At 56.5% G+C, this 20872-nt stretch carries 16 protein-coding genes; 13 read left to right on the forward strand and 3 right to left on the reverse strand.

Going from position 1 to position 20872, the window contains the following annotated elements; translation table 11 throughout:
* Positions 1-72: 72 nt before the first annotated feature.
* From ABD890_RS19285 to gspG, 3 genes are all read left to right on the forward strand, one after another.
* Entirely contained in the window at positions 73-1794 is a 1722-nt protein-coding gene (locus ABD890_RS19285; RefSeq protein WP_345093621.1) for a GspE/PulE family protein, read from the forward strand.
* A 40-nt stretch (positions 1795-1834) separates the two neighbouring features.
* A complete protein-coding gene (locus tag ABD890_RS19290) occupies positions 1835-3040 on the forward strand; it encodes a type II secretion system F family protein (RefSeq protein WP_345093623.1) in 1206 nt (401 codons plus the stop codon).
* Between the two features lie 65 nt (positions 3041-3105).
* Positions 3106-3516 carry a type II secretion system major pseudopilin GspG gene (gspG, locus tag ABD890_RS19295; protein ID WP_345093625.1) on the forward strand — a complete coding sequence of 137 codons (411 nt, stop codon included), beginning with the start codon at positions 3106-3108 and terminating at the stop codon, positions 3514-3516.
* On the opposite strand, the gene ABD890_RS19300 is transcribed toward gspG, so the two are convergent.
* Positions 3513-3641: a hypothetical protein gene (locus tag ABD890_RS19300; protein ID WP_345093626.1), complete on the reverse strand. Its 129-nt coding sequence runs from the start codon at positions 3639-3641 to the stop codon at positions 3513-3515. The genes gspG and ABD890_RS19300 overlap by 4 nt on opposite strands.
* On the opposite strand from ABD890_RS19300, the gene ABD890_RS19305 reads away from it, so the two are divergent.
* The 7 genes from ABD890_RS19305 to ABD890_RS19335 all read left to right on the forward strand — a co-directional run bounded on the left by ABD890_RS19305 (position 3640) and on the right by ABD890_RS19335 (position 14295).
* Positions 3640-4299 (forward strand): pilus assembly FimT family protein, encoded by a 660-nt coding sequence (locus ABD890_RS19305; protein ID WP_345093628.1) that lies wholly within the window; start codon positions 3640-3642, stop codon positions 4297-4299. The genes ABD890_RS19300 and ABD890_RS19305 overlap by 2 nt on opposite strands.
* A 3-nt stretch (positions 4300-4302) precedes the next feature.
* Entirely contained in the window at positions 4303-4785 is a 483-nt protein-coding gene (locus ABD890_RS19310; RefSeq protein ID WP_345093630.1) for a type IV pilus modification PilV family protein, read from the forward strand.
* Complete coding sequence (locus tag ABD890_RS19315) at positions 4785-5774, forward strand: prepilin-type N-terminal cleavage/methylation domain-containing protein (RefSeq protein WP_345093632.1); 990 nt, start codon at positions 4785-4787, stop codon at positions 5772-5774. The genes ABD890_RS19310 and ABD890_RS19315 overlap by 1 nt, the downstream gene beginning before the upstream one ends.
* Entirely contained in the window at positions 5771-7348 is a 1578-nt protein-coding gene (locus ABD890_RS19320; RefSeq protein ID WP_345093634.1) for a hypothetical protein, read from the forward strand. The genes ABD890_RS19315 and ABD890_RS19320 overlap by 4 nt, the downstream gene beginning before the upstream one ends.
* A gap of 61 nt (positions 7349-7409) precedes the next feature.
* Positions 7410-9125: a type IV pilus biogenesis protein PilM gene (gene pilM, locus ABD890_RS19325; protein WP_345093636.1), complete on the forward strand. Its 1716-nt coding sequence runs from the start codon at positions 7410-7412 to the stop codon at positions 9123-9125.
* Positions 9122-10318 (forward strand): putative Ig domain-containing protein, encoded by a 1197-nt coding sequence (locus ABD890_RS19330; RefSeq protein WP_345093638.1) that lies wholly within the window; start codon positions 9122-9124, stop codon positions 10316-10318. The genes pilM and ABD890_RS19330 overlap by 4 nt, the downstream gene beginning before the upstream one ends.
* Positions 10319-10587: 269 nt before the next feature.
* Entirely contained in the window at positions 10588-14295 is a 3708-nt protein-coding gene (locus tag ABD890_RS19335; RefSeq protein WP_345093640.1) for a secretin N-terminal domain-containing protein, read from the forward strand.
* 982 nt (positions 14296-15277) lie between these two features.
* Here the strand turns inward: ABD890_RS19335 and ABD890_RS25540 are convergent.
* Positions 15278-15820 carry a BON domain-containing protein gene (locus tag ABD890_RS25540; protein WP_425548503.1) on the reverse strand — a complete coding sequence of 181 codons (543 nt, stop codon included), beginning with the start codon at positions 15818-15820 and terminating at the stop codon, positions 15278-15280.
* Between the two features lie 570 nt (positions 15821-16390).
* Here ABD890_RS25540 and ABD890_RS19345 point away from each other — a divergent pair.
* Positions 16391-18187, forward strand: a complete 1797-nt coding sequence (locus tag ABD890_RS19345) for a hypothetical protein (RefSeq protein ID WP_345093645.1) — start codon at positions 16391-16393, stop codon at positions 18185-18187.
* A gap of 80 nt (positions 18188-18267) precedes the next feature.
* On the opposite strand, the gene ABD890_RS19350 is transcribed toward ABD890_RS19345, so the two are convergent.
* Positions 18268-18828, reverse strand: a complete 561-nt coding sequence (locus ABD890_RS19350; RefSeq protein ID WP_345093647.1) for a dihydrofolate reductase family protein — start codon at positions 18826-18828, stop codon at positions 18268-18270.
* 235 nt (positions 18829-19063) lie between these two features.
* Between ABD890_RS19350 and ABD890_RS19355 the strand changes: the two genes are divergently transcribed.
* Positions 19064-20059, forward strand: a complete 996-nt coding sequence (locus ABD890_RS19355) for an alpha/beta fold hydrolase (protein WP_345093648.1) — start codon at positions 19064-19066, stop codon at positions 20057-20059.
* An 89-nt stretch (positions 20060-20148) separates the two neighbouring features.
* A complete protein-coding gene (locus tag ABD890_RS19360) occupies positions 20149-20838 on the forward strand; it encodes a DUF2461 domain-containing protein (RefSeq protein WP_345093651.1) in 690 nt (229 codons plus the stop codon).
* The last annotated feature ends 34 nt before the right edge of the window (positions 20839-20872 follow it).

The raw sequence follows: 20872 nt of genomic DNA on the forward strand, positions 1-20872 counted from the left end.
TCAGGGGCCGGTAAATCGGTCTTGCGCGGTTCACTGATTTCCCCCCTCTCCCTCTCTTGGTAACACGTCTTCATGGTCGATGCTGGTGAAATTCTGTTGAGTTGTGGATTGTTGACGCCGGAACAGGCCGAGATTGTCCGCAACGAACAGGAATCGAGCGCGGACTTCATCCCGAAAGCGGTTCAGCTTTCGTTCGTCGAAGAAGATGCCGCCCTGAAAGCACTCGCCACGGCGGTCGGGCTGGATTACATCGATCTCAACCACACCGAGATCGACATATCGCTGATCAAAACGATTCCGCAGCGGTTAATCTATCGCCAGTCGCTGCTGCCGGTTCGTCGTGAAAATGGAAGCATCGTGATCGCCACCAGCGATCCGTTCGATCTCTATCCCCTGGACGAAGTCGCCTCGGCCACCGGCCTGAGCGTGGTCCCGGTGGTCGCCGGTCGGGCCGAAATTGCCAAGCTGATCAAAGCCAACCTCGGCGTCGGTGGCGAAACGGTCGAAGGGATGCTCGCCCGCAAAGAGGAAGACGAAGCAGGCGTCGAACTGCTGCAAGACCTCGATGACGAAGGGGGCGAACTTGCCGAGATCGAACAAGAGGCCTCGGTGATCCGCCTGGTGAACGAAATTTTGCTCGAAGCGATCGAATCGCGAACGAGCGACGTTCACATCGAAACCCAAGCCAACAACGCGGTGGTCATCCGCTACCGTATCGACGGCATGCTGCACTCGCAGCCAGTTCCGCCGGAAATCAATTACTTCCAGGCAGCCATCATCAGCCGTTTGAAGATCATGTCGCGATTGAACATCGCGGAAAAGCGACTGCCGCAAGATGGTCGTATGAAGCTGAAAGTACGAGGTCGCGAGATCGACGTTCGTGTGTCGGTGATCCCGATGATCCATGGCGAAAGCATCGTCATGCGTATTCTCGATAAGGGTTCGCTGTCGTTCGATCTGCAAAAGCTGGGGATGGATAAAGACGTCTACAGCGACTTCCAAAAGATCATTCGCCAACCGCACGGTATCATTCTGGTCACCGGGCCAACCGGTTCTGGTAAGACGACCACGCTGTACAGCGCGTTGCTCGAAATTCGTGACGAAGCGACCAAGATCATCACCACCGAAGACCCGGTTGAATATCAGTTGGACGGGATCAACCAGATTCAGGTCCACTCGAAGATTGGTCTGACCTTTAGTGCTTCGCTGCGAAGTATCCTCCGTCACGACCCTGACGTGGTGCTGGTCGGTGAAATTCGAGACTTGGAAACGGCTGAAAATGCAATTCAAGCCTCGCTCACAGGTCACTTGGTGTTTAGTACCCTCCACACCAACGATGCCGCCGGGGCGTTTGCCCGTATGGTGGACATGGGTGTTGAGCCGTTCCTGATCGCTTCGACGGTCGAAGGGGTGATGGCTCAGCGTCTGGTGCGTCGACTGTGCCCCGAGTGTAAAACACCGCACGATGTAAGTCGGGCGGATCTGCCCGACGACTTCCCATGGGACGAGTTGATGTCGCAGGAAGAACATCGCTTGTACCATCCGGTTGGTTGCCGGAAATGCCGCGGCGTCGGCTATGCCGGCCGTATGGGTATTTACGAACTGCTGGTATCGTCCGAGAACATGCGTCAGATGGTTCACGACAACGTCAGTAGCTGGGAAATCAAGCAAGCCGCGATGAAGGAAGGCATGACCACCTTGCGTCAGTATGGCTGGCGAAAAGCGATGGGTGGCCTCACTTCGGTCGAAGAAATTCTTCGTGTGACCAAGAGTGATAATCTTCGCGGAAGTTAGTTAGAATACGGTCTCCTACCTCAACGAGCCTACCGACATCATGCCAGACTTCGCCTACGTTGCCCGAAACCTGCAGGGACAAAAAGTCGCTGGCAAGCTTTCTGCGCAGACAGAAGGCGAGGTGATCAACTCGCTGACGGCCAAGTCGCTCTTCCCGATCGAGGTCAAACTCGAGAAGCAAGGGGCTCGGTTCCAGTTCGGCGGCAAGCGAGTTAGCCCAACCCAGGCCGCCACGTTCTATGCCCAGTTGGCATCGCTGGTCCGCAGTGGTGTGCCGCTGATGCGTTCGCTGAACGTGCTGCACGACCAGGCCTCGAACCAGACGCTGAAGGCCGTGTTGGACGACATTCGCAGCCGCGTCGAAGAAGGCGAACCGCTCGACTCGGCCATGGCTCGCCATCCGCGGGCATTCAGCGACATGGCCATCAACATGGTCCGTGCTGGTGCCGAAGGTGGCTTTTTGGAAGACGCCTTGGAACGGGTTGCCGCGTTCACCGAAGAACAGGAAGACCTTAAGGGCCGCACCATGAGTGCCTTGGCCTATCCGATCTTCCTGGGTGTGGTCGGCTCCGGCATTTTAACCTTCCTGCTGGTGTTCTTCGTTCCACAGTTCGACGAGATGTTCTCGCGACTTCGGGAACGAGGCCAATTACCCGCAGTTACGGACTGGTTGCTCTGGTTCAGCGGAACCTTGAACAGCTATGGGTTGTTAATACTAGCAGCGGTGGTGGGTCTGTTTTTGTACCTGCGAACGCTGTTTCAATCGGAGACCGGCAAACGCCGCTTCGACTATTTCAAAATCAAAGTTCCAATCCTCGGCGGGATTATGCTCGACCTCTCGGTGGCGCGTTTCTGCCGCGTGCTCGGAACGATGCTCAAGAATGGTGTTCCCATTTTGCGAGCCCTGGAGATCAGCCGCGAGGCTGCCGGGAACCGCATTCTGGCGACCGCCATTGCCAATGCTTCGGAAAACATTTCGTCCGGTGAATCGTTGGCTTCGCCCCTCAGTTCGTCCGGGTATTTTCCGAAAACGGTGGTCGAGATGATCTCGGTCGCTGAAGAATCCAACTCGCTCGATCGCGTTCTGGTCGAGATCGCGGATGGCCTCGAACGTCGCACGTCGCGTCGTCTCGACCTGGCTGTTCGCTTGTTAGAACCACTGATGCTGCTGGTGATGGCCTTCATCGTGTTGATCGTCGTGATCGCCTTGCTGCTGCCAGTCTTCCGCATGAGCGGTTCGCTGTAATCAACCAAAACTCAATCGCGCTTTCGTCCATCCAAATCAATCACGTTCACAAGGAGTAATTTTCAATGAACGTTTCTCGCCGACAACGCCGCAAGGCTGCGGGTTTTACCCTGATCGAAGTTCTGCTGGTGCTGGTTATCCTCGTGATCCTTGGCTCGCTGGTCGGCGTGTCGATCTTTGGTGTCCAGAAGCAAGCCCTGGAAAAGGCCGCCAAGACCCAGGTCGAAGGTATCGAAGCCGCGATCAAGGTCTACAAGCTCAACATGAACAAGCCACCAGAAACCCTCGACGGTCTGCTGTCGCAGCCTTCCGACGACAAGGGTAACAAGTGGAAGGGCCCATACCTGGACGGCGAAGCTTTGCCGCTCGATCCTTGGGACAACGAATATCAATACGAAGTCAACGGTGCCAGCTACAAGATCTGGTCGATGGGACCTGATGGCGCCAGTGGCACCGACGACGACATCGCTGGCTAATTGCCAACCGCAGCCAATCCTTGTGGGTGCCATGCCCACGTCCGCGTGGGTGTGCGACCTTCAGGTGCTGCCAACAAGGTCGTGGCCATGGCACCCGGCTTATAACGATCGAGGAAACTCTTCATGTCAACTTACTCTTCGCTCTTCAGTCCACTACGGACACCGCGGCCCCTGGTCGCCGGTGAGCGAAGAGGGTTTACCTTGCTTGAAATCTTGCTGGTCCTGGCGATCCTGGTGGTCTTGCTCGGGATGGGGGCTCCGGCGATCTTCAATTCGCTGCAAGGACACCGACTGACTGTTTCGGCCGAAACCGTGCGCAACGAGTTCATGCGTGCACGGGTCGAAGCGATGGAAACGGGCCGCATCCGCATGTTCCGTTACCAGCAAGAAACCGGCAACTTCACCGTTGCCCCGTTCGTGCGAAGTAACGACGAACTCGAAAACAACATGGCCGGCACCAGCCAAGGCATTGGCGTTTCCAGCCTCGTGCAGGAATCGGCCGAACAAGAGACGCTCAACGGATTGCTGGAAGAAGGCGTTGCCTTCGCTGGCGAAAACGTGGAAGCGGACATGCGCAGCTACAGCCTCGGCCAAGAGCAAGGTGGCGATCTCGAGATTTCCGGCTGGTCGCATCCTATCTTGTTCTACCCTGACGGAACGACCTCGGACGCGACGGTCTATCTGCGCGGCGACGGCGGCACGATGACCTCCGTCAAGCTTCGCGGTCTGACCGGCATTGCCCGGATCATGGAACCGGACCTCTCTGCTTCGGGAGGTCCCTAGCCGATGATCGTTCGACACAAATCGACTTCGCACGGCATCACCTTGATGGAGGTGCTATTGTCGTTAACGCTGCTGGCGATGTCGCTCGCGTTTCTGGTGCAGTTGGTGGGCCTTGGCTTCCAGAATGCACAGCAAGCTCAAGGTTTAACCGAGGCTCAGATGATTGCCGAAACGGTGATGGAAGAAATCGCCCTCGGATTGATTCCGCCGGACCCGGTCACCGATATGAACGTCTCGATGACGAGTGACCTGTCCGCCTTGGCGGTCGAACAGGACGCCCCTTGGGTTTACAGCATTGCCTGGGAAACTGCTCCGGTCGATGGCTTGATCATGGTCATGGTTCAAGTGCGTCGCGCAGGCGCCCAGTCGGCCGGCGAAAATGATTCATTTCAAGTCGTTCGCTGGATGCGTGATCCTTCCTTGGAACTGGAAGAGATCCCCGAAACCAGCGATGGAGCCCCAACCGAAGTAGGAGGTTCGATCTAATGTCGCACTCCCGTCACTCCGGTTTTACCTTGCTAGAAGTCATCCTCGCTTCGGCACTTTCAGTGCTGGTGATGATGGCGCTCGGAGGAGCGATCCAGTTCTATTTGTTCCAGGTCACCGCCAGTCAGGCCAGCATCGAGCAGGCTCAGTTGGCGCGAGCGATCATGCGCCGCATGGAGAGTGACCTGCGCAGCGCCGTCTGGAAGAATGAAATCGATTTCTCGTCAGTGGAATCGCTCGCGACCGATTCGCTGGCCAGTGGAAGCTCGGATTTGACTGATCTCGCCGCGAGTGCCGGGATCGACGCTTCGACCGCGACCGATGCATTGGCTGCCTCGAACACAACCAACCTGGCTGGTTCCAGTGTTATTCCGACCACGATTGGTCTGTATGGCAATGCGATGGAACTGCAGGTCGATATCAGCCGCATTCCCCGCATCGACGAATACGATCCGCAGTACACCAGCTTCCGAGATCGCTCGATTGCTGACATCCCCAGCGATATCAAGACGGTCACTTACTTCCTGATGCAGCCAGGCGTTTCGACCTTGGGCCATGGAACGATCGGCGATGCCTCGATCACCGAAGCTCAGTTTGGCCTGGTTCGTCGGGAACTCGATCGCGCCGTGACGCAGTACGCGATGAACAATGGCGACACGCGGAACCTAGATGCGACCGCCGAAATTCTCGCTCCGGAAGTCTCACTGCTGCAGTTCCGTTATTACGACGGATACGACTGGCTGGAAGAATGGGATTCGGAAACGATGGGTTGCCTGCCGATGGCAGTCGACGTCGTGATTGCGATTCGCGATCACGACCTGACCCAGGCCATGCTCAACGATGGCGGCACGACCATTTCGGTCGATGAGAACACTAACCAGGTTGGCCAGGTCTTCCGCCGCTTGATTCGCATTCCAATCGGCAAGCCATACGAAGAAGTCGAAGAGGAAACCACCGACTCGACCGAAACCGAGGAGGCCGCTCTATGATGAGTTCGCTGCCTGCTCGTTCACGTCGCCAAGGAGCGATTCTGTTCGTGGTGTTGGTCGTCATCATGATGATCACACTGTCGGCGTACGCTTACTCTGAATTGATGTTCATCGAGAACAAAGCGGCTCACCTATCCGGTCGTCAGATTCAGGCGCGCAACGTCGCCGAGAGCGGCATCGCCATGCTATCCGTCTTTCTAGAGCAAGAACAGGAACTGATCGACGAGCAAGGGGGCATCTACGACAACTCCGAGTTCATGCGCGGCATCCTCGTCTTCCCGGACAACACGTCCGAATCGCGGGGACGCTTCTCGGTCCTCGCCCCCGCTTTGAACGCGGATGGATCGATCGAAGGAATTCGCTTCGGCCTGGAAGATGAATCATCGCGCGTCAACTTGAACGCACTCTTGATGCTCGAAGCTCAGGCAGAAGGTTCCGGGCGAACACTTCTAATGGCTTTGCCAGGCATGACCGAAAATGTCGCCGACTGCATTCTCGACTACCTCGATGAAGATGACGAGCCACGCGAGCTTGGCGCTGAGTTCGACTACTACAACACGCTCGATCCCCCTTACAATCCAAAGAACGGTCCGCTGGAAACGGTGGAAGAGTTGCTGCTGGTACAAGGGGTCACGCCAGAACTGCTGTTCGGTCGCGACTCGAATCGCAACGGCATGGTCGACGATCACGAATGGGCCCCGCCAGCCGATGGCGATCAAGCCGCGATGGAGATGCTCGACTCGGTTCCAGAGTTGGGCTGGTCTTCTTACCTGACGCTGTACAGCATGGAAAAGAACTACAGCGACACCGGTCAGGCCAAGGTCTATCTGAACGAAGAAGACCTGCAGACGCTGCACGACAACATCAGCGCGACCTTCCCCACCGAATACGCCGACTTCATTTGTGCTTATCGGATCTACGGTGGTTCGACCAGCAATAGCGGCTCAAACAGTGGCGGCCAGACGGCGACGTCCGTCAGTCTTGACCTGAGTCAGGAAGGTTCCAACCAAATAACGAACGTGTTGTCACTGATCGGAACTTCGGTTCAGGTTCAGCAAGGCAATTCGACCGCCACCTTAGCTTCGCCGTTTCAAGACGACCTGGTGGCGATGAACAGCTACCTGCCGGCGATCTTGGATGGCATGACAGTGAACCCTTCGCCGGTGATCCCAGGCCGAATCAACATTAACCAGGCTCCCTACGAGATCTTGATGGGGATCCCTGGCATGGATGAAGAGATCGCCGGTCAGATTCTGGAACAGCGACTGCCAGTCCCAGATCCGGAAGATCCAGCGACCCGTTACGAAACATGGATCTTGCTGCGTGGCATTGTAACCACGGAGCAAATGGTGGCCCTCTCCCCCTTCATTTGTGGAGGAGGCGATGTTTATCGGGCCCAAGTCGTGGGCTACTTCGAGGATGGAAGTGCCTTTAGCCGACAGGAAGTTGTCATCGATGCCACCCAGCCCCAGCCCAGCGTGATGCTCCTTCGCGACATCTCGGACCTTGGCCGTGGACACCCCTTGGAAGTGCTGGGCGTGGAACTAGGACTAGACGACGGACAAATCGATTGATTTCAAACGGCACGCATGAAATTTCCAAATCGCTGCCGAATCCGCGAAATACAATACTACTATGGCTAAGAAACTTGCAATTGAATGGGACTCACACTCACTGCGAATGGTGGTTGGCCGCCAGCGTGGCTCGAGTCTCGTCGTCGAAAAAGCCTTGCACTTCCCCCTGACCAAGCCGGGTGAGGAAGCTGACAAGAGTACGCTCGAATCGCGACTCAGTCGACTCGTGACGGAACAAGCCAATGCCCACGGGCTTGGCAAATTGCCGACCCTGGTTGGTGTGAGTCGTTCGTCCGTCGAGCTTCAGGTCTTTTCGGTTCCTCCCGTTCCGGATGACGAGCTCCCCGACATCGTCCGTTACCAGGCCATGCGTGAATTCAGCAGTCTGGGCGAAGATGGTGTTGTCGACTTCATCAAGCTGGGTGCCGATGCCGACGGCAAGCTTCGCGTACACGCCGCGGCGATCGCCTCCAAGCAGCTTAAATCGATCCAGAAGATCTGCGAAAAGGCCCAGTTACAACCGCAAAGCCTTTCGGTTCGCTCGTTCGGATCGGCATACTTTGCCGCCAGCCAGTCTCGCTTCGCCGACTCGACCTTTTTGCTGGTCGAAGTCCTCGACGAACGGATCGAGTTGACCGTCGTGCATCGAGGCGATGTGCTGTTCTCGCGATCGACCCGTTTGCCAGGCGAACCAGGCTCGGAGCATCAGACGACCACCCTGCAAGGTGAAATTCGTCGTACGATGTTCGCCGCTCAGGCCAAGGGAGTTCCGACGGCCATTTCGCAGATCGTTATCCTGGGCGAACCCCTAGCCCCGGCGATCTGGAAGAAGTTCGGCGAAGACCTGAAAGTCTCGGTCGAATTCCTGGCCCCGATGGCCGCGGAACACGTTTCCGGCTCGGTCGATGTCAGCCCGGAAATCGCCAGCCAAATGGGCGCTCTGATCGGGATCCTGCTGGCCGATGCCGCATCGCTTCCCAAGATCGATTTGCTCAATCCGCGCCGTCGTCCCGATCCGCCCGATCGTAAACGACTATTCACACTGGGTGCCTTGGCGGCCGCTCCGGTTGTGCTGTTCTTCGGATACTTCCTTTACAGCGGTATCTCGTCGCGCGACGCTGAAATCGAAGAGCTGAAAGCGGACATCGCCCGACTGCAAAAAGAAAACAAGCCGCTCGTCGTCGAGGAAGAAAAGGTCCTCGAGATCGATAACTGGGTCGCTTCCGACGTGCAATGGCTGGACGAACTCTATCGGATGTCGAAAGAACTTCCGACCGCCGACGAAATGATCGCGACCCGCATTCACATGCAGCCAGGCAACAGCGCCGGTGGGACCACCTCGCTGGAAGGCTACGTTGCCGACCAGTCGGTAATCGGCAAGATCGAAGCTGGTTTGATCGGTGAAAACCACGCAGTTCTCGGCAAGGGAACCCAGGAACGAAGTTACGGCGATGCCTACAGCATCAGCTTCCAAGAGTACGTAACGATCACGCCAGACGGCACCGATCGCTTTGCCCCGCGTGATTACTCGGAAGAAATGGAAGAAGACGCCGCTGCCGAAGAACCAACTGCGGACGAGCCTGCGAACGAAGAAACCAAACCAGAATCGCCCGCCACGGATGTCGTCGCGGAGGAAGCTCCTGCTGCCGAAGCGACGGCCGAGGTGAGCACCGAAGAAGAAGTGGCTCCGACCGAAGAGGCCACCCCAGAACCATCTGCGAACGAAACCACCGAGCAGCCCGCTGATGTCGCCGGCACCACGGGAGACGCATCATGACCCAACGCGAACGATCCCTCGCTATCCTCGTCGGCATCTGCGTGCTGAGTGTGGGTGGTTATTACTTTTGGAACCAGTACTCGTCGGCTCTTAGCACGCGTGATCGACAAATCGATACGCTGCGTAAGCGGCTAGGCGATGAAGACTTCACCCAGAAGAAGGCCGAAATGGCCATCGACCGTCTGGCCGTCTATCGCCAGCATGCCTTGCCCGAAAGCATCCGCGCCAGCCAGTCGTTCTATCAGGAACGCCTTCGCGAAACGCTGGAATCGACCGGTTTCCGTGATGTGGTGATCAAGCCGCTTAACGGTCGCCGTGGAGGCAATCACTACCAGCACATGTTCACCATCAGCGGCCGGGCCAAGATGGAAGAATTGGTGCAATTCACTTACGAATTCTATTCGTTCAACATTCTGCACAAGTTCACCAAGCTCACGATGATCCCGGTCAAAGATTCGGACATGCTCGACATCTCGATGAACGTGTCGGTGCTAAGCGTCGATGGTGCGGAAGAAGTGCCGAAGCCGGAAGACGTCCGTATCCCACAGTTGACGCATGGCAAGCTGAAAGACTACAGCGAGGCGATCGTTAGCCGAAACCTGTTTGCCCAGGCCAACAAGCCGCCAGTCTTCACTTCCAAAGGAGAAGTCGAAGCGGAATTGGAACGTAGCTTCCGCCATCGCTTTAGTGCCAGCGACCCTGACCGTAAGGATCAGGTTTCGTTCTTCCTGACTGGCGAAGCCCCCGAAGGTATGGAACTGTCGGAAACCGGATCGCTAAAGTGGACGCCTTCTGCCTTGGGCGAATACAAGATCCAGGTCGAAGCTCGCGACAATCGCAAACCTCCGAAATCGACGAAGCAGGAACTTTTGGTCACCGTTGTTGAGCCTGCTCCGGAACCGGTTCGTGACACAACCCCTCGCCGCCCGGAATTCGACGAAGCGAAGTTCACTTATCTGACTGGCACCGTTGCGGTGGGCGGTCAGCCTAAGGCCTGGCTGAACAATCGTCCTAAGAACCAGCAACTGCGACTTGGTCCTGGCGATACTTTCACTATCGGTTCGCTGAAAGGGAAAGTGGTTGACGTGAAAGACCGTGAAGTGATCATTGAGATCGAGGGAGACTTGAAAGTCCTTACGATTGGACAGCCACTGGCAGACGCTGCCACGATGGGTCCGGCGAGCGATCTTTAAAGAATTCGCCTGATAGCATCTCGAATTAAGAGAATCCTACGAGCACCGGCAGCTAGCTGTCGGTGCTTTCTCTTTTTGCGGCCCTTCTCTAGCCGTCAAAGTCTGACATCGCGCGAAGTTTTATCACTTATACCGGTTGAAATCGGTGTAGGGGTAATTCGCTGACTACCGAATATTCCATCTAGTGCGAGGTGCGCGGTAATCCAGCTTAACAGCTGCGCAAATGCAAGTGAGGACAACGGATGGTCAGCCAACACGATCAAGTATCTATGAGCCGCTTTCTGATCGGCGCGCTCCTTATCATCGCCATGGGTATCAGCCCAGCCTTCGGTCAGGGCACCAATGGCGATGGAAGCATTCAGGTCTATCAAATTGCCCCTGGCAAACTCGACAACCTGTCGGGAGTGCTACGGCAGCTCTTTGACGGCACGCCTGGTGTTTCGATTCAATCCGAATCGAAAACCAACGCGCTGATTGTCTCGGCCCCAGCTGCCACGCAGCAGCAAATCGCGAACTTCGTTCAGCGATCGGGCTACCAGGTTGCCGCCAAGCCAGCGGTCGCGGAATCGACGGAATTGCGGGTCCGCCCGCAAACAGCTCAAGCTGCTCCATTCGTCGAATCGGCTGCTCCCGTCTTTCAACGCACTAAAGACCTGGGTGCTGGCCTGACCGAATTGGAAATCAAACTGAAGAACCTGCAAGGCGAGGCCCTGGAAAAGGGTCTGGTTCGGTTGGTTGGCAAGCAAATCCCGGTGAGCTATACGGCGGAAGGGGCTTTGGTCATGATGACCCTCCCTACCAACACCGAGAAGAAGGTCAGCCTGCAAGTCTACCGAAACGAAGGCACAGCCATCCTCCGCGGTGAAACCGATTCGGCCAAAAGCTGGGCCGAAGTCATCCGCGCCATGGATACGCCCTCGCATAGCGACTCCTACCGCACTACGCTCGTCTCGCTTCGCAATGCCAGCCGCGACAACGTCGAGAAGGCTTTAGATCCTCTGCGTGATGCCGAGAACAGCCTGGCTAAGCGTCAGGTCTTCGAATCGTTGAAGGAAGTCGCCGGCAACAAGAAGCTACGTTGGAGCGGCGACATGGCCGCCATGATCTTCCAGCCAGGTGCCGAAGAGCAGCCAGCCGAAGAAAATGACAACGCCGCCCAGATCATCGGTCAGCCACAAAACGGTCAGCCAATCGAGATCCCAGCGGAAGCCGACCCAAACAATCCTCAGTTCACCATCAGCCCCGAAGAAAATGGCGGCCTGATCGGTCCGGTCCAGATCGAATTCCTGGAAGGCCTGGATGTGATCGTCGTTCGTGGTCATCGCCGCGACGTCGAACGCATTACCAACATCATTAACGACATCGAACGGCTGAGCGTCGAAACGCAGCCCGTCATCGAAGTTCGCGAACTGTTGCACGCCAACAGCGAAGCAGTCGCCACGATGATCAACGAGCTGTACGAAAGCCTGCTCAACGCTCGCTACGGTCAGGTCAGCATCACTGCTTTGAACCGTCCGAACGCGATCTTGCTCATCGGTCGTGCTCAAAGCGTAGAGGGCATCCTCGAACTGATCGCCAAACTCGACCAACCAGTCGGACCAGCCAGCTCGCTGCGTGTTTTCCCACTGCAGAACCTGTCTGCAGCGGAAGCCCAGACCAAGCTGACTGAGTTCTACGCCGATCCAACGGCACTCGGAACTCGCGTCCGCCTTTCGTCCGATGTTCGCAGCAATGCCCTGATCGTTGCTGCCAGCCCACGCGACATGGTGGAAATCGAATACCTGCTCAAGCAGATCGACGTGCCAACCAGCAAGTCGACGCTGAAGCTGGAAATCATTCAGCTTCGTAACTCCGTCGCCGAAGACCTCGCTCCGATCCTGCAGGAAGCGATCACGGGTCAATCGACTGGTACGACTCAGCAGAATCAATCGACGGCGGAAGTCCGTGCCGCAATGCTCTCGTTCATGACACTGGATACTGAAGGCAAACAGATCCTGCGATCGGGTATCTTGAACGAAGTCCAGATCACGGCAGACACCCGCTCGAACGCTTTGCTTATCCGTGCTCCTGAAAACAGCATGGAACTGGTTCTCGCCCTGGTGAAGAACCTCGACTCGCAGCCATCGGCTGAATCGCAGATCAAAGTGTTCACCATCGTGAACGGCGACGCGACCCAGCTCTCGACCATGTTGAACGAGTTGTTCCAGACGGTTCAATCCTCCAACAATCAGGCCCGAGCCACCAACGCGTTCTTCACTCCGCAAGCATCGTCCAGTGGCGAATCGAGCCTGATTCCCCTGAACTTCTCGGTCGATACCCGAACCAACAGCATCATCGCCTCTGGTTCGTCTTCTGACTTGACCGTGGTCGAAGCAATCCTGCTTCGCTTGGACCAGGACGAAGTGACCGAACGTAAGAGCACCGTGATTCGTCTGCGTAACGCTCGAGCCGACCTCGTGGCCGAATCGCTGACGGCACTGCTCCAGGAAGAAAGCAGTCTCCAGACGCTCGATCCTTCGGTCGTCAGCCCGTTCCAGCAACTCGTTCGCGAAGTGATCGTGGTGCCCGAACTGTTCAGCAACAGCCTGATCATCAGTGCAACGCCACGCTACTTCGAGCAGGTCTTGCAGATCGTCGAAGAACTGGACGCTCGCCCACCAATGGTGATGCTGCAGGTGCTGATCGCCGACGTTCGCCTGGGCGACCTGGAAGAACTCGGCTTCGAGCTCGGTCTGCAAGACTCGATCTTGTTCGACCGCAGCGTGGTCTCCAGCGGTGAACTCGATCCAGGCTTCAACTGGAACAACCAGCCCCTCGGTAACAGCTCGTCCGCTTCCAGCCTGGCAACCGCCTCGGCTGTCGGTACCCAGGGTCTGACCAACTTCGCGTTGGGTCGAACCAGCAGCGCCGCAGGTTATGGTGGTTTCGTCTTCTCGGCGGCCAGCGACTCGGTGAACATCCTGATCCGTGCATTGGAACAGGAAAGCCGTGCTGAAATCCTCGCCCGTCCGCAGATCATGACCATGGACAACCAGCCTGGCTTCATCCAGGTCGGTGAACGAGTTCCTTACATCACCTCGACCCAGCAAACCGTCAACGGCACGATTAACTCGACCGAACTGATCAACACCGGGATCATCCTCAGTGTGACTCCACGTATCAGTCCTGACGGTGTGGTGGTGATGGCCCTGCAGGCCGAACGTTCGGCGGTCGGTTCGGAAGCCAACGGTATTCCAATCTCGATCAACGAAAACGGTGACGTGATTCGTTCGCCACGTATCGATACGCAAACCGCTACGGCTGTCGTCAGTGCTCGCTCGGGCCAGACGATCGTCTTCGGTGGTTTGATTAACAACTCGGTCGAAGTGGTCAACCGTAAGGTTCCGTTCCTGGGCGACGTGCCACTGCTGGGCCGAATGTTCCGCTACGACAGCTACAACGCCGCGCGAAGCGAACTGTTGATCATCATCACGCCGATCGTTGTCCGGTCGGACGAAGACGCCGCCTTGATCAAAGAACAGGAAATGTGCCGCATGAGCTGGTGCCTGGCCGACGTCGCCAAGGTGTACGGACCGGAAGCCCTGTACGGGGTGAACCAGTCGATGCCAATGGACGAAGGGATCATCACGATCAAGCCAGACGCCAACCCGGCCGGCTTCCCGGAAGTGATTTCGCCACGGTACTACCCACAAGGCAAGTTGCCTCCACCGACGATTCAAGCTTACCCACAGTCGGGCCGTTCGATCATGAACGCTCCGCAGGGGAACGTCTTGAAGCCCGCCATGATGGAGACCATCGACGTGCGTCCGGTCGACTATCAGCAGCAGTTCCAGAACATGCCACAACAGCCAATGAGCCAGCAGCCGCAACCGCAGGGCTATCCACAAGGATACGCCCCACAGGCTACGCAGGGAGCACCGCAGCAATACCAGCCGCAGTACTACTCGCCACAGCCAGCCCAGCAGCAGCCTCGCTAACTCATCGCTTGGAACAAAAGGACTTCAACCATGCAACGCATTGCAATTGCTTTCAGTCTGGTTTGCCTGTCGGTTCTGAGCAGCGGCTGCGCCTCGGTCGGCAAGATGCCGAAGATGCCGTGGGAACCTAAGGAGCCGGAAACCAAGATTCCGATCAAGATGGCGGTCACGTGGAACGACGCGGTCCGCTATAACCCCAACGATCCCGCTACCCGCGGGTTCGGTGGTCGGATCCACTTCTATGACGAAACGAACAAGCCTGTTCGCGTAAAAGGCACGTTGACCATCTATGGCTACGACGATTCGCGACCCGGCGGGATGGATCCAGAACGCCCTGACCGCAAGTATGTCTTCGAGGCCGAAAACTTCGAAAGCCACTACAGCATGTCAAAGCTGGGCCACTCTTACAGCTTCTGGATTCCCTGGGATCGGGCTGGTGGCGAGCAGAAAGACATTACCTTGGCTCCATTCTTCCGACCGGAAGTGGGCCAGATGGTCATGAGCGAACAGAGCAAGCACATACTGCCAGGCGTGAACTCCAAGCAGAACGAGCTTGAGAATCAGCCAAGCCCCAGCGACATGCTGTCGCCGGAAGTCGCCCAGGTTGCCTACGAGCGAGCTAACATCGCCGCCCAGGCACAGAAGGCTGCCAACGGCCAGTTGAAGACGACTACCATCGCTTTACCAAGCTCGATGAAACAGCGCCTTCATTATGTCGAGCCAGGTGCCAACCAGCGTCAGACGCAACAGGCTTTGCCTCGCCAGGATTACCAGGGCCGAGGCTTCCAGTCGCAGCAGAACTTGCCGCAACAACAGACGCAGCCGCTCATGCAACAGCAAGCGGCTCAGTTGGATGCGGGGCAGTATCAGAGCCGTGCCCCGCAATCGCTGCAACTAAAGCCAGGCGTGAACCTGCAAACGTTCCGTCCGCAGTTCTCGGAATCGCGAGCGTACAGCAACTACCTCGCGAGCGGTCACCCGATTACTCATCCGCAGGCGACGGCTCTTGCAGCTGAACCTGGTTCACCACTGACGTCACCCCAACTTCAAGGGCAACAAATCGGTCAACCAATCTCAAATCATCTTCAGACTCCACAGTCCCCGAAACTGTGGCCACCCGGTCTTCCACAGACACGGTAACGTCTTCGAAGCGGCTCAGCTTACGGACGCGACGAGTGATGTCAGCGCTCACCAAGCTGGAAGGCACCGTAGGGTGCTTGAACTTGACCGTCAGCTTGGTGGGCAGGCGAGGCGTTTCGTCCTGGCCAAAGCCACTCTGAAATGCCTGTTGATTGAACATGTTTCCGAAGGCACCGAATCGCGAAGCACTATTTCGGGCGGAATTACCCAGCCCGGTCGCACCCGTGCCAGCAGCAGCACCAAATGGGTTCAACCCATTGCTCTGCATCATGCTCGAGGCGGCGGAAGCGTCGGCACCTAGTCCGGCGGCCGCATTGCCCCCCGTACCAGAGGAGGTCGACCCACCGGCCCCTAGCGTAGCAGCGGGCAATTGAGCCGAGAACATGTTGCTACCAGGACTGGTGATCGAGCCACCATTGTTGATGTTTGTCCCGCCGGCTCCGAAGTTGCTCGAAGGAACCTGGGTGGTTCCCGAGCTGACGGATTGCCCCTGAGCATGAGCTTCTACGAGGCCAACGGCCAAAGCTCCGAAAACGGCAAGGCAAACAATTTGAATTTGGGTAATGCGCATGGCTAGTCTCGTCCTTGGCGAGCTGTGTCTCCGATTCACCGCGCAGAAAAAAGCTGTCAGCCCCATTATCACGAATCTTGCCAGGAAAACCAAGGGAATTTCCATCCTCGGTGTACGGATCTTCGTACCGGGCGTCTCTTAGTTACGCCGTAGTCAGGCAAGAGCGTGTGGGTGTCTGTCTTATCGGTTTAAACCACCGATCAAGGCCCAGGGTATCGGTTTGCTCGTTACAACACGACTGGCTGCCAAGATCTTGCCACGCGCTACCGGTACCCCAGGGGGACATTTCGTAATAACCTTGAAACTTTGCCTGACCAGACGAAGTAGATCACTACAGTTGCCCAGGACACAAACGGTTTAAGATTCACCAGTTAAGGTGCCAAGATGACACTTAGGTTCCCCCCTCTACTCAGCGTTCTGCTATCACTTTTGCTGATCGGTCCCGCAGTGGCCGAGCGTCCGAATGCTGCTCGGATCATGTCGGATCAGACGATTGCCTTCCTTCGCGTGGCCGACACACAGGACTTTATCGCGAAGATGGAACAAACTTCTGTCGGTAAAGCCGCCAACGACCCCCAAATGAAGCCGTTCGTCAACGGTATCTGGCAGACGCTGAAAGACGCAGCCGCCGACGCGGAAGAACGGAGCGGTTTGAAACTGGAAGAACTTCTGGCCATCCCTCAAGGGGAATTGGCCGCATCGGTAGTTGCCATGCAGGAAGGGAACCCAGGCGTTCTGATCTTCTGCGAACTTGGCGAAGATAAACGTGTGGTGAACCGCGTGATCGAGATCGTCGAGAACCTGGCGACCAATAACGGTGCCCTGATCGAGAACGAAGAGTACAAGGAAATCGAGATCACGCACATCATGGGGAACAATGGCCCCTTGGCAATCTGTATTCATGATGGCGTGTTGCTTCTCTCGAACCGTATTGAAGCGGTTGAAGACGTGCTCGAAAATTGGTCGGGTAAGCGGGAAGACAGTCTCGCTTCGGACGATCGTTTCAGCACGATTGTCTCGGCATCACGTGGCACCAAAGACGAACCGGCCCAGCTGCTGTGGTACGTCAATCCAATCGACGGCCTACGAGCTCTCACCCGCAACCAGCCAGGCGGCAGCTACGTGATGGGCTTCCTGCCAGTGCTAGGCCTGGATGGCGTCAAAGCAGTCGGCGGCAGCCAGATTTTGGCGACCGAAGAATTCGATTCGATCAACCACCTCCACGTGATGCTGGAACGCCCACGAACCGGTGTGATCGAAATGATCGCGATGAAGAATGCTTCGACCGAACCGGAACGTTGGGTTCCGGAAGATGTCACCAACTACATCACCAGCAACTGGGAAGTCGAGAAGACCTACTCGGCCCTCGAAAAGCTGTACGACAGCATTTTCGGCGACGGCAAGTTGGCAGAAGACATCGATCGCCGAATCAATCAGCGGGCGAACATCGACTTCAAGAAGGAAATCATCGACAATCTGGAAGGCAAGTTTACCCTCGTTCAGTGGTACGAACCGCCTGCTCGTATCAACAGCCAGGCAACCTTTGTTGCGGCCAAGGTCAAAGATCGTGCTGCGATGCAGAAGACACTCGACAGCATTGTCGAAGCGTTGCCTCGCTTGAAGAACGTGGTCGAAAAGCGGAACTTTGGCGATGCGACTTTCTATCAAGCCAACGTGGGCAACGATGTGATTCCGGACGACGTTCCTGAAGATCGTCGTCGTCGGATGGAAGCTCGTCGGGAACTTCGTCCAGAACCTTGCTTCGGCCTGGTCGGTGACTTCCTGTTCTTTGCCGATCGCCCTGGAATTGTTGAGCACATCACCATGACCTATGGCGGCGACGCACCTCGCCTGGCAGACGACCTCAGCTTCAAGCTGGTGCTGAACAAGCTGCTGGCACATGCGGGCGAACGCAAAGTAGCGATGGTCAGCTTTGCCCGACCGGAAGAGAGCCTGCGAATGATCTATGAACTGGTCCAAGCCGACACGACCCGCGACTTCATTGGTCGCCGTGCTGAGCAGAACGACTTCTTCAAGAGCCTGCAAGGCAACCTTGACGCCAACCCGCTGCCTGACTTCGGAGTGATCAGCAAGTACCTGGCTCCGAGCGGCTCGATCATGATCGACGACGAAACGGGCCTCCACCTGATCGGCTTCAACCTGAAGCGTGATTCGGAATAGTTTCCAATTGAACCAGCTATTTGAAATCAAAAAACGCCCTGGGAACTTCCCAGGGCGTTTTTTTGTCTCGACATCCGTCTCTAGCGGATCGGTACGTACCGCATCGCAACGGCCCCGGTGCTGAACTCGTGCCGGCTGACCAGCTTCATGGGGATTGGCTGAGGAAGACCGGCGAACAAGGTCGGGCCATGGCCTGCCACCACCGGATGAACCACGAACTCGTATTCATCGATCAATCCGAGCTTCGCTAACGCGAGCGGTAGCGTCACGCCTCCGACGAACAGCCCAGTACCAGGCTGCTGCTTAAGCCGTGTCACCGCTTCGCCCAGATCACCCTCGATAAGTTCGGCGTTCCAATCGACCTGCTTGAGCTTCGACGAAACGACATACTTCTTGGTCACATGAATCGTTCGGGCAAACGACGACATCCAATCTTCCATCCAGTCAGGACGGATGCCAGTCTCGGCCGGTTCTCGCCAGGCGGACTCCATCATTTCATAAATGATCCGGCCAAATAGAAGGCCGTTGGCCTCGGCCATGCGATTGGTCCAATAGGTATGCAGTTCTTCGTTGGTGGAAGCGGCCAGATGGTCGCAGCATCCGTCCAAAGTAATGTTGATGCCATATTTAAGGGGTCGCATGAAATGCTTAAATCCTGCAGGAACAGGGATGTTTGGAATCGTCGAAGCTGGCGTGCGAGGCGCAGCATAGTCGAGCCGATCAAATAAAACCATCCAACCGATTTTTTCATGACGCCCCTCTGATCGCCTTGCCCCGAAATGGCGGGATTGGCCCGAGAAGGTCTCGCGCTACAATCCCGCAGCATAGACTTCAGTAGCGTGTTACCCCACACACAGTTTAGAGAGCAGGGATCTTATGGTTCGCGGTCTTGGTTTGCTCGCGTTAGTTCTTTTGACAGCTTCAGTCGCCTTCGCCCAGGAAGGAGAACTGTCGTTCGACGCGCGTCTGAGCGGCTACGACTACCCCTTCCCAGTCGAGACCTACAAGTTTCGTTCGCAGGAACAAGATCTCGAAATGGCTTACATGTACCTTCCCCCGAAGGAAGATGACAAAGCTGTCGTCACACTGCTGCACGGCAAAAACTTCAACGGAGCCTACTGGAAAACGACTGCCGACCTGCTGCAGTCGCTCGGCTATGGCGTGCTGATGCCCGATCAGATTGGGTTCGGCAAGTCAACCAAAGCCAAAGCTTACCAGTACAGCTTTCCAGCGTTTGCCCAAAACACGAAAGGCCTGCTCGACTCGTTAAAGATCGACAAGACCATCGTGGTGGGGCACTCGATGGGAGGCATGCTCGCCTCGCGATTCGCCCTGCTCTACCCCGACGCGACCGAGAAGTTAATCCTGGTCAATCCGATCGGCTTGGAAAACTATCTCCAATATGTCCAGTACAAGGACGTCGATTTCTTCTATCAGAACGAACTAAAACAAAGTCCGGAAAAGATCGTCGCTTACCAGAAAAAGAACTACTACGACGGCCAGTGGAATGATGACTACGAAGCCCTGACCGAACCATTGGTGGGCTGGGTCCAAGGCCCCGACTGGAACGATATCGCGTATGTCAACGCGCTCACCTACGACATGATTTTCACGCAATCGGTGATCGAAGAGTTCAAAGACTTCCAGGTTCCGGTCACGTTGATCATCGGTACCCGCGATCGCACCGGCCCTGGCCGAAACTGGATGCGGGAAGGAGTCGAGCATGAACTGGGGCGTTACGACCTGCTCGGAGCTCAAGTGAAAGCCCGCAATCCCGATATCGAAGTGATCGAGCTTTCGGGCCTGGGGCATCTGCCGCAGATCGAGAGTTTCGATCTCTTTCGCGAAGCGTTCGAGATGGGCCTGAAATAGTGGGTTCGCCCCTGCTTGAGCCTCGCTGGGAAGAGCGACTATCCTGATGCTTTCGTCGTCTCGTCCGTTCGCCTTTGAGGACCTGTTTCATGTCGACCTTCGGTTTCACCGATCGCTCGTTTCAAATTCTCGAAGAACTGCACGACAACAACAATCGCGAATGGTATCACGAGCACAAAGGAGAAATCCGGACGTTGCTGCAAGATCCGTTCGCGAAGATGCTGGATGTTGTGACCGATAAGCTGAAGAATGCCAAGCGGCCGATGGTAGGCGGCAAGCAGACGATGTTCCGACTCTACCGCGACGTACGGTTTTCGAACGACAAGCGTCCTTACAAAGAGCATGTCAGCGGGCTGTTGACGCCCTCGGGAAACAAGAAAGATGACACCGCCCTAATGTACGCTCACCTGGGGGCGGATGGTGGGTTTATTGGCTCTGGCTTCTATCGCCTTGAAACGAAGGTGCTGAACCAGTTCCGCGATCGCATCATCGAAGACGCCGTCGAGTTTCGGAAAGTGATCCGCAAGATCAAGAAGGCCGGCCTCGAGTTCGCTGAGATCGAACCACTAAAGTCAATGCCGCGTGGTTACGCCGAGTATGCCGAACACGAGCATGTCGGTTTCCTGAAGATGCGGTCGCTTGTCATTACCCAGCCACAAACGCGAAAAGTGTGGCTCGATGGAACGATCGTCAAGCAATTGGTCGCGATGCACAAAGCAACCGTCGACTTCCTGCTGTTCGGCCTGGATGCAGTGGGCGAAGGGGGAGCGTTTCGTTAAACTTCCCCGCTAAGAAAACGGTTGGGCAGGCATC

This window comes from Bremerella cremea, from assembly GCF_039541315.1.
Classification (GTDB): Bacteria; Planctomycetota; Planctomycetia; order Pirellulales; family Pirellulaceae; genus Bremerella; species Bremerella cremea.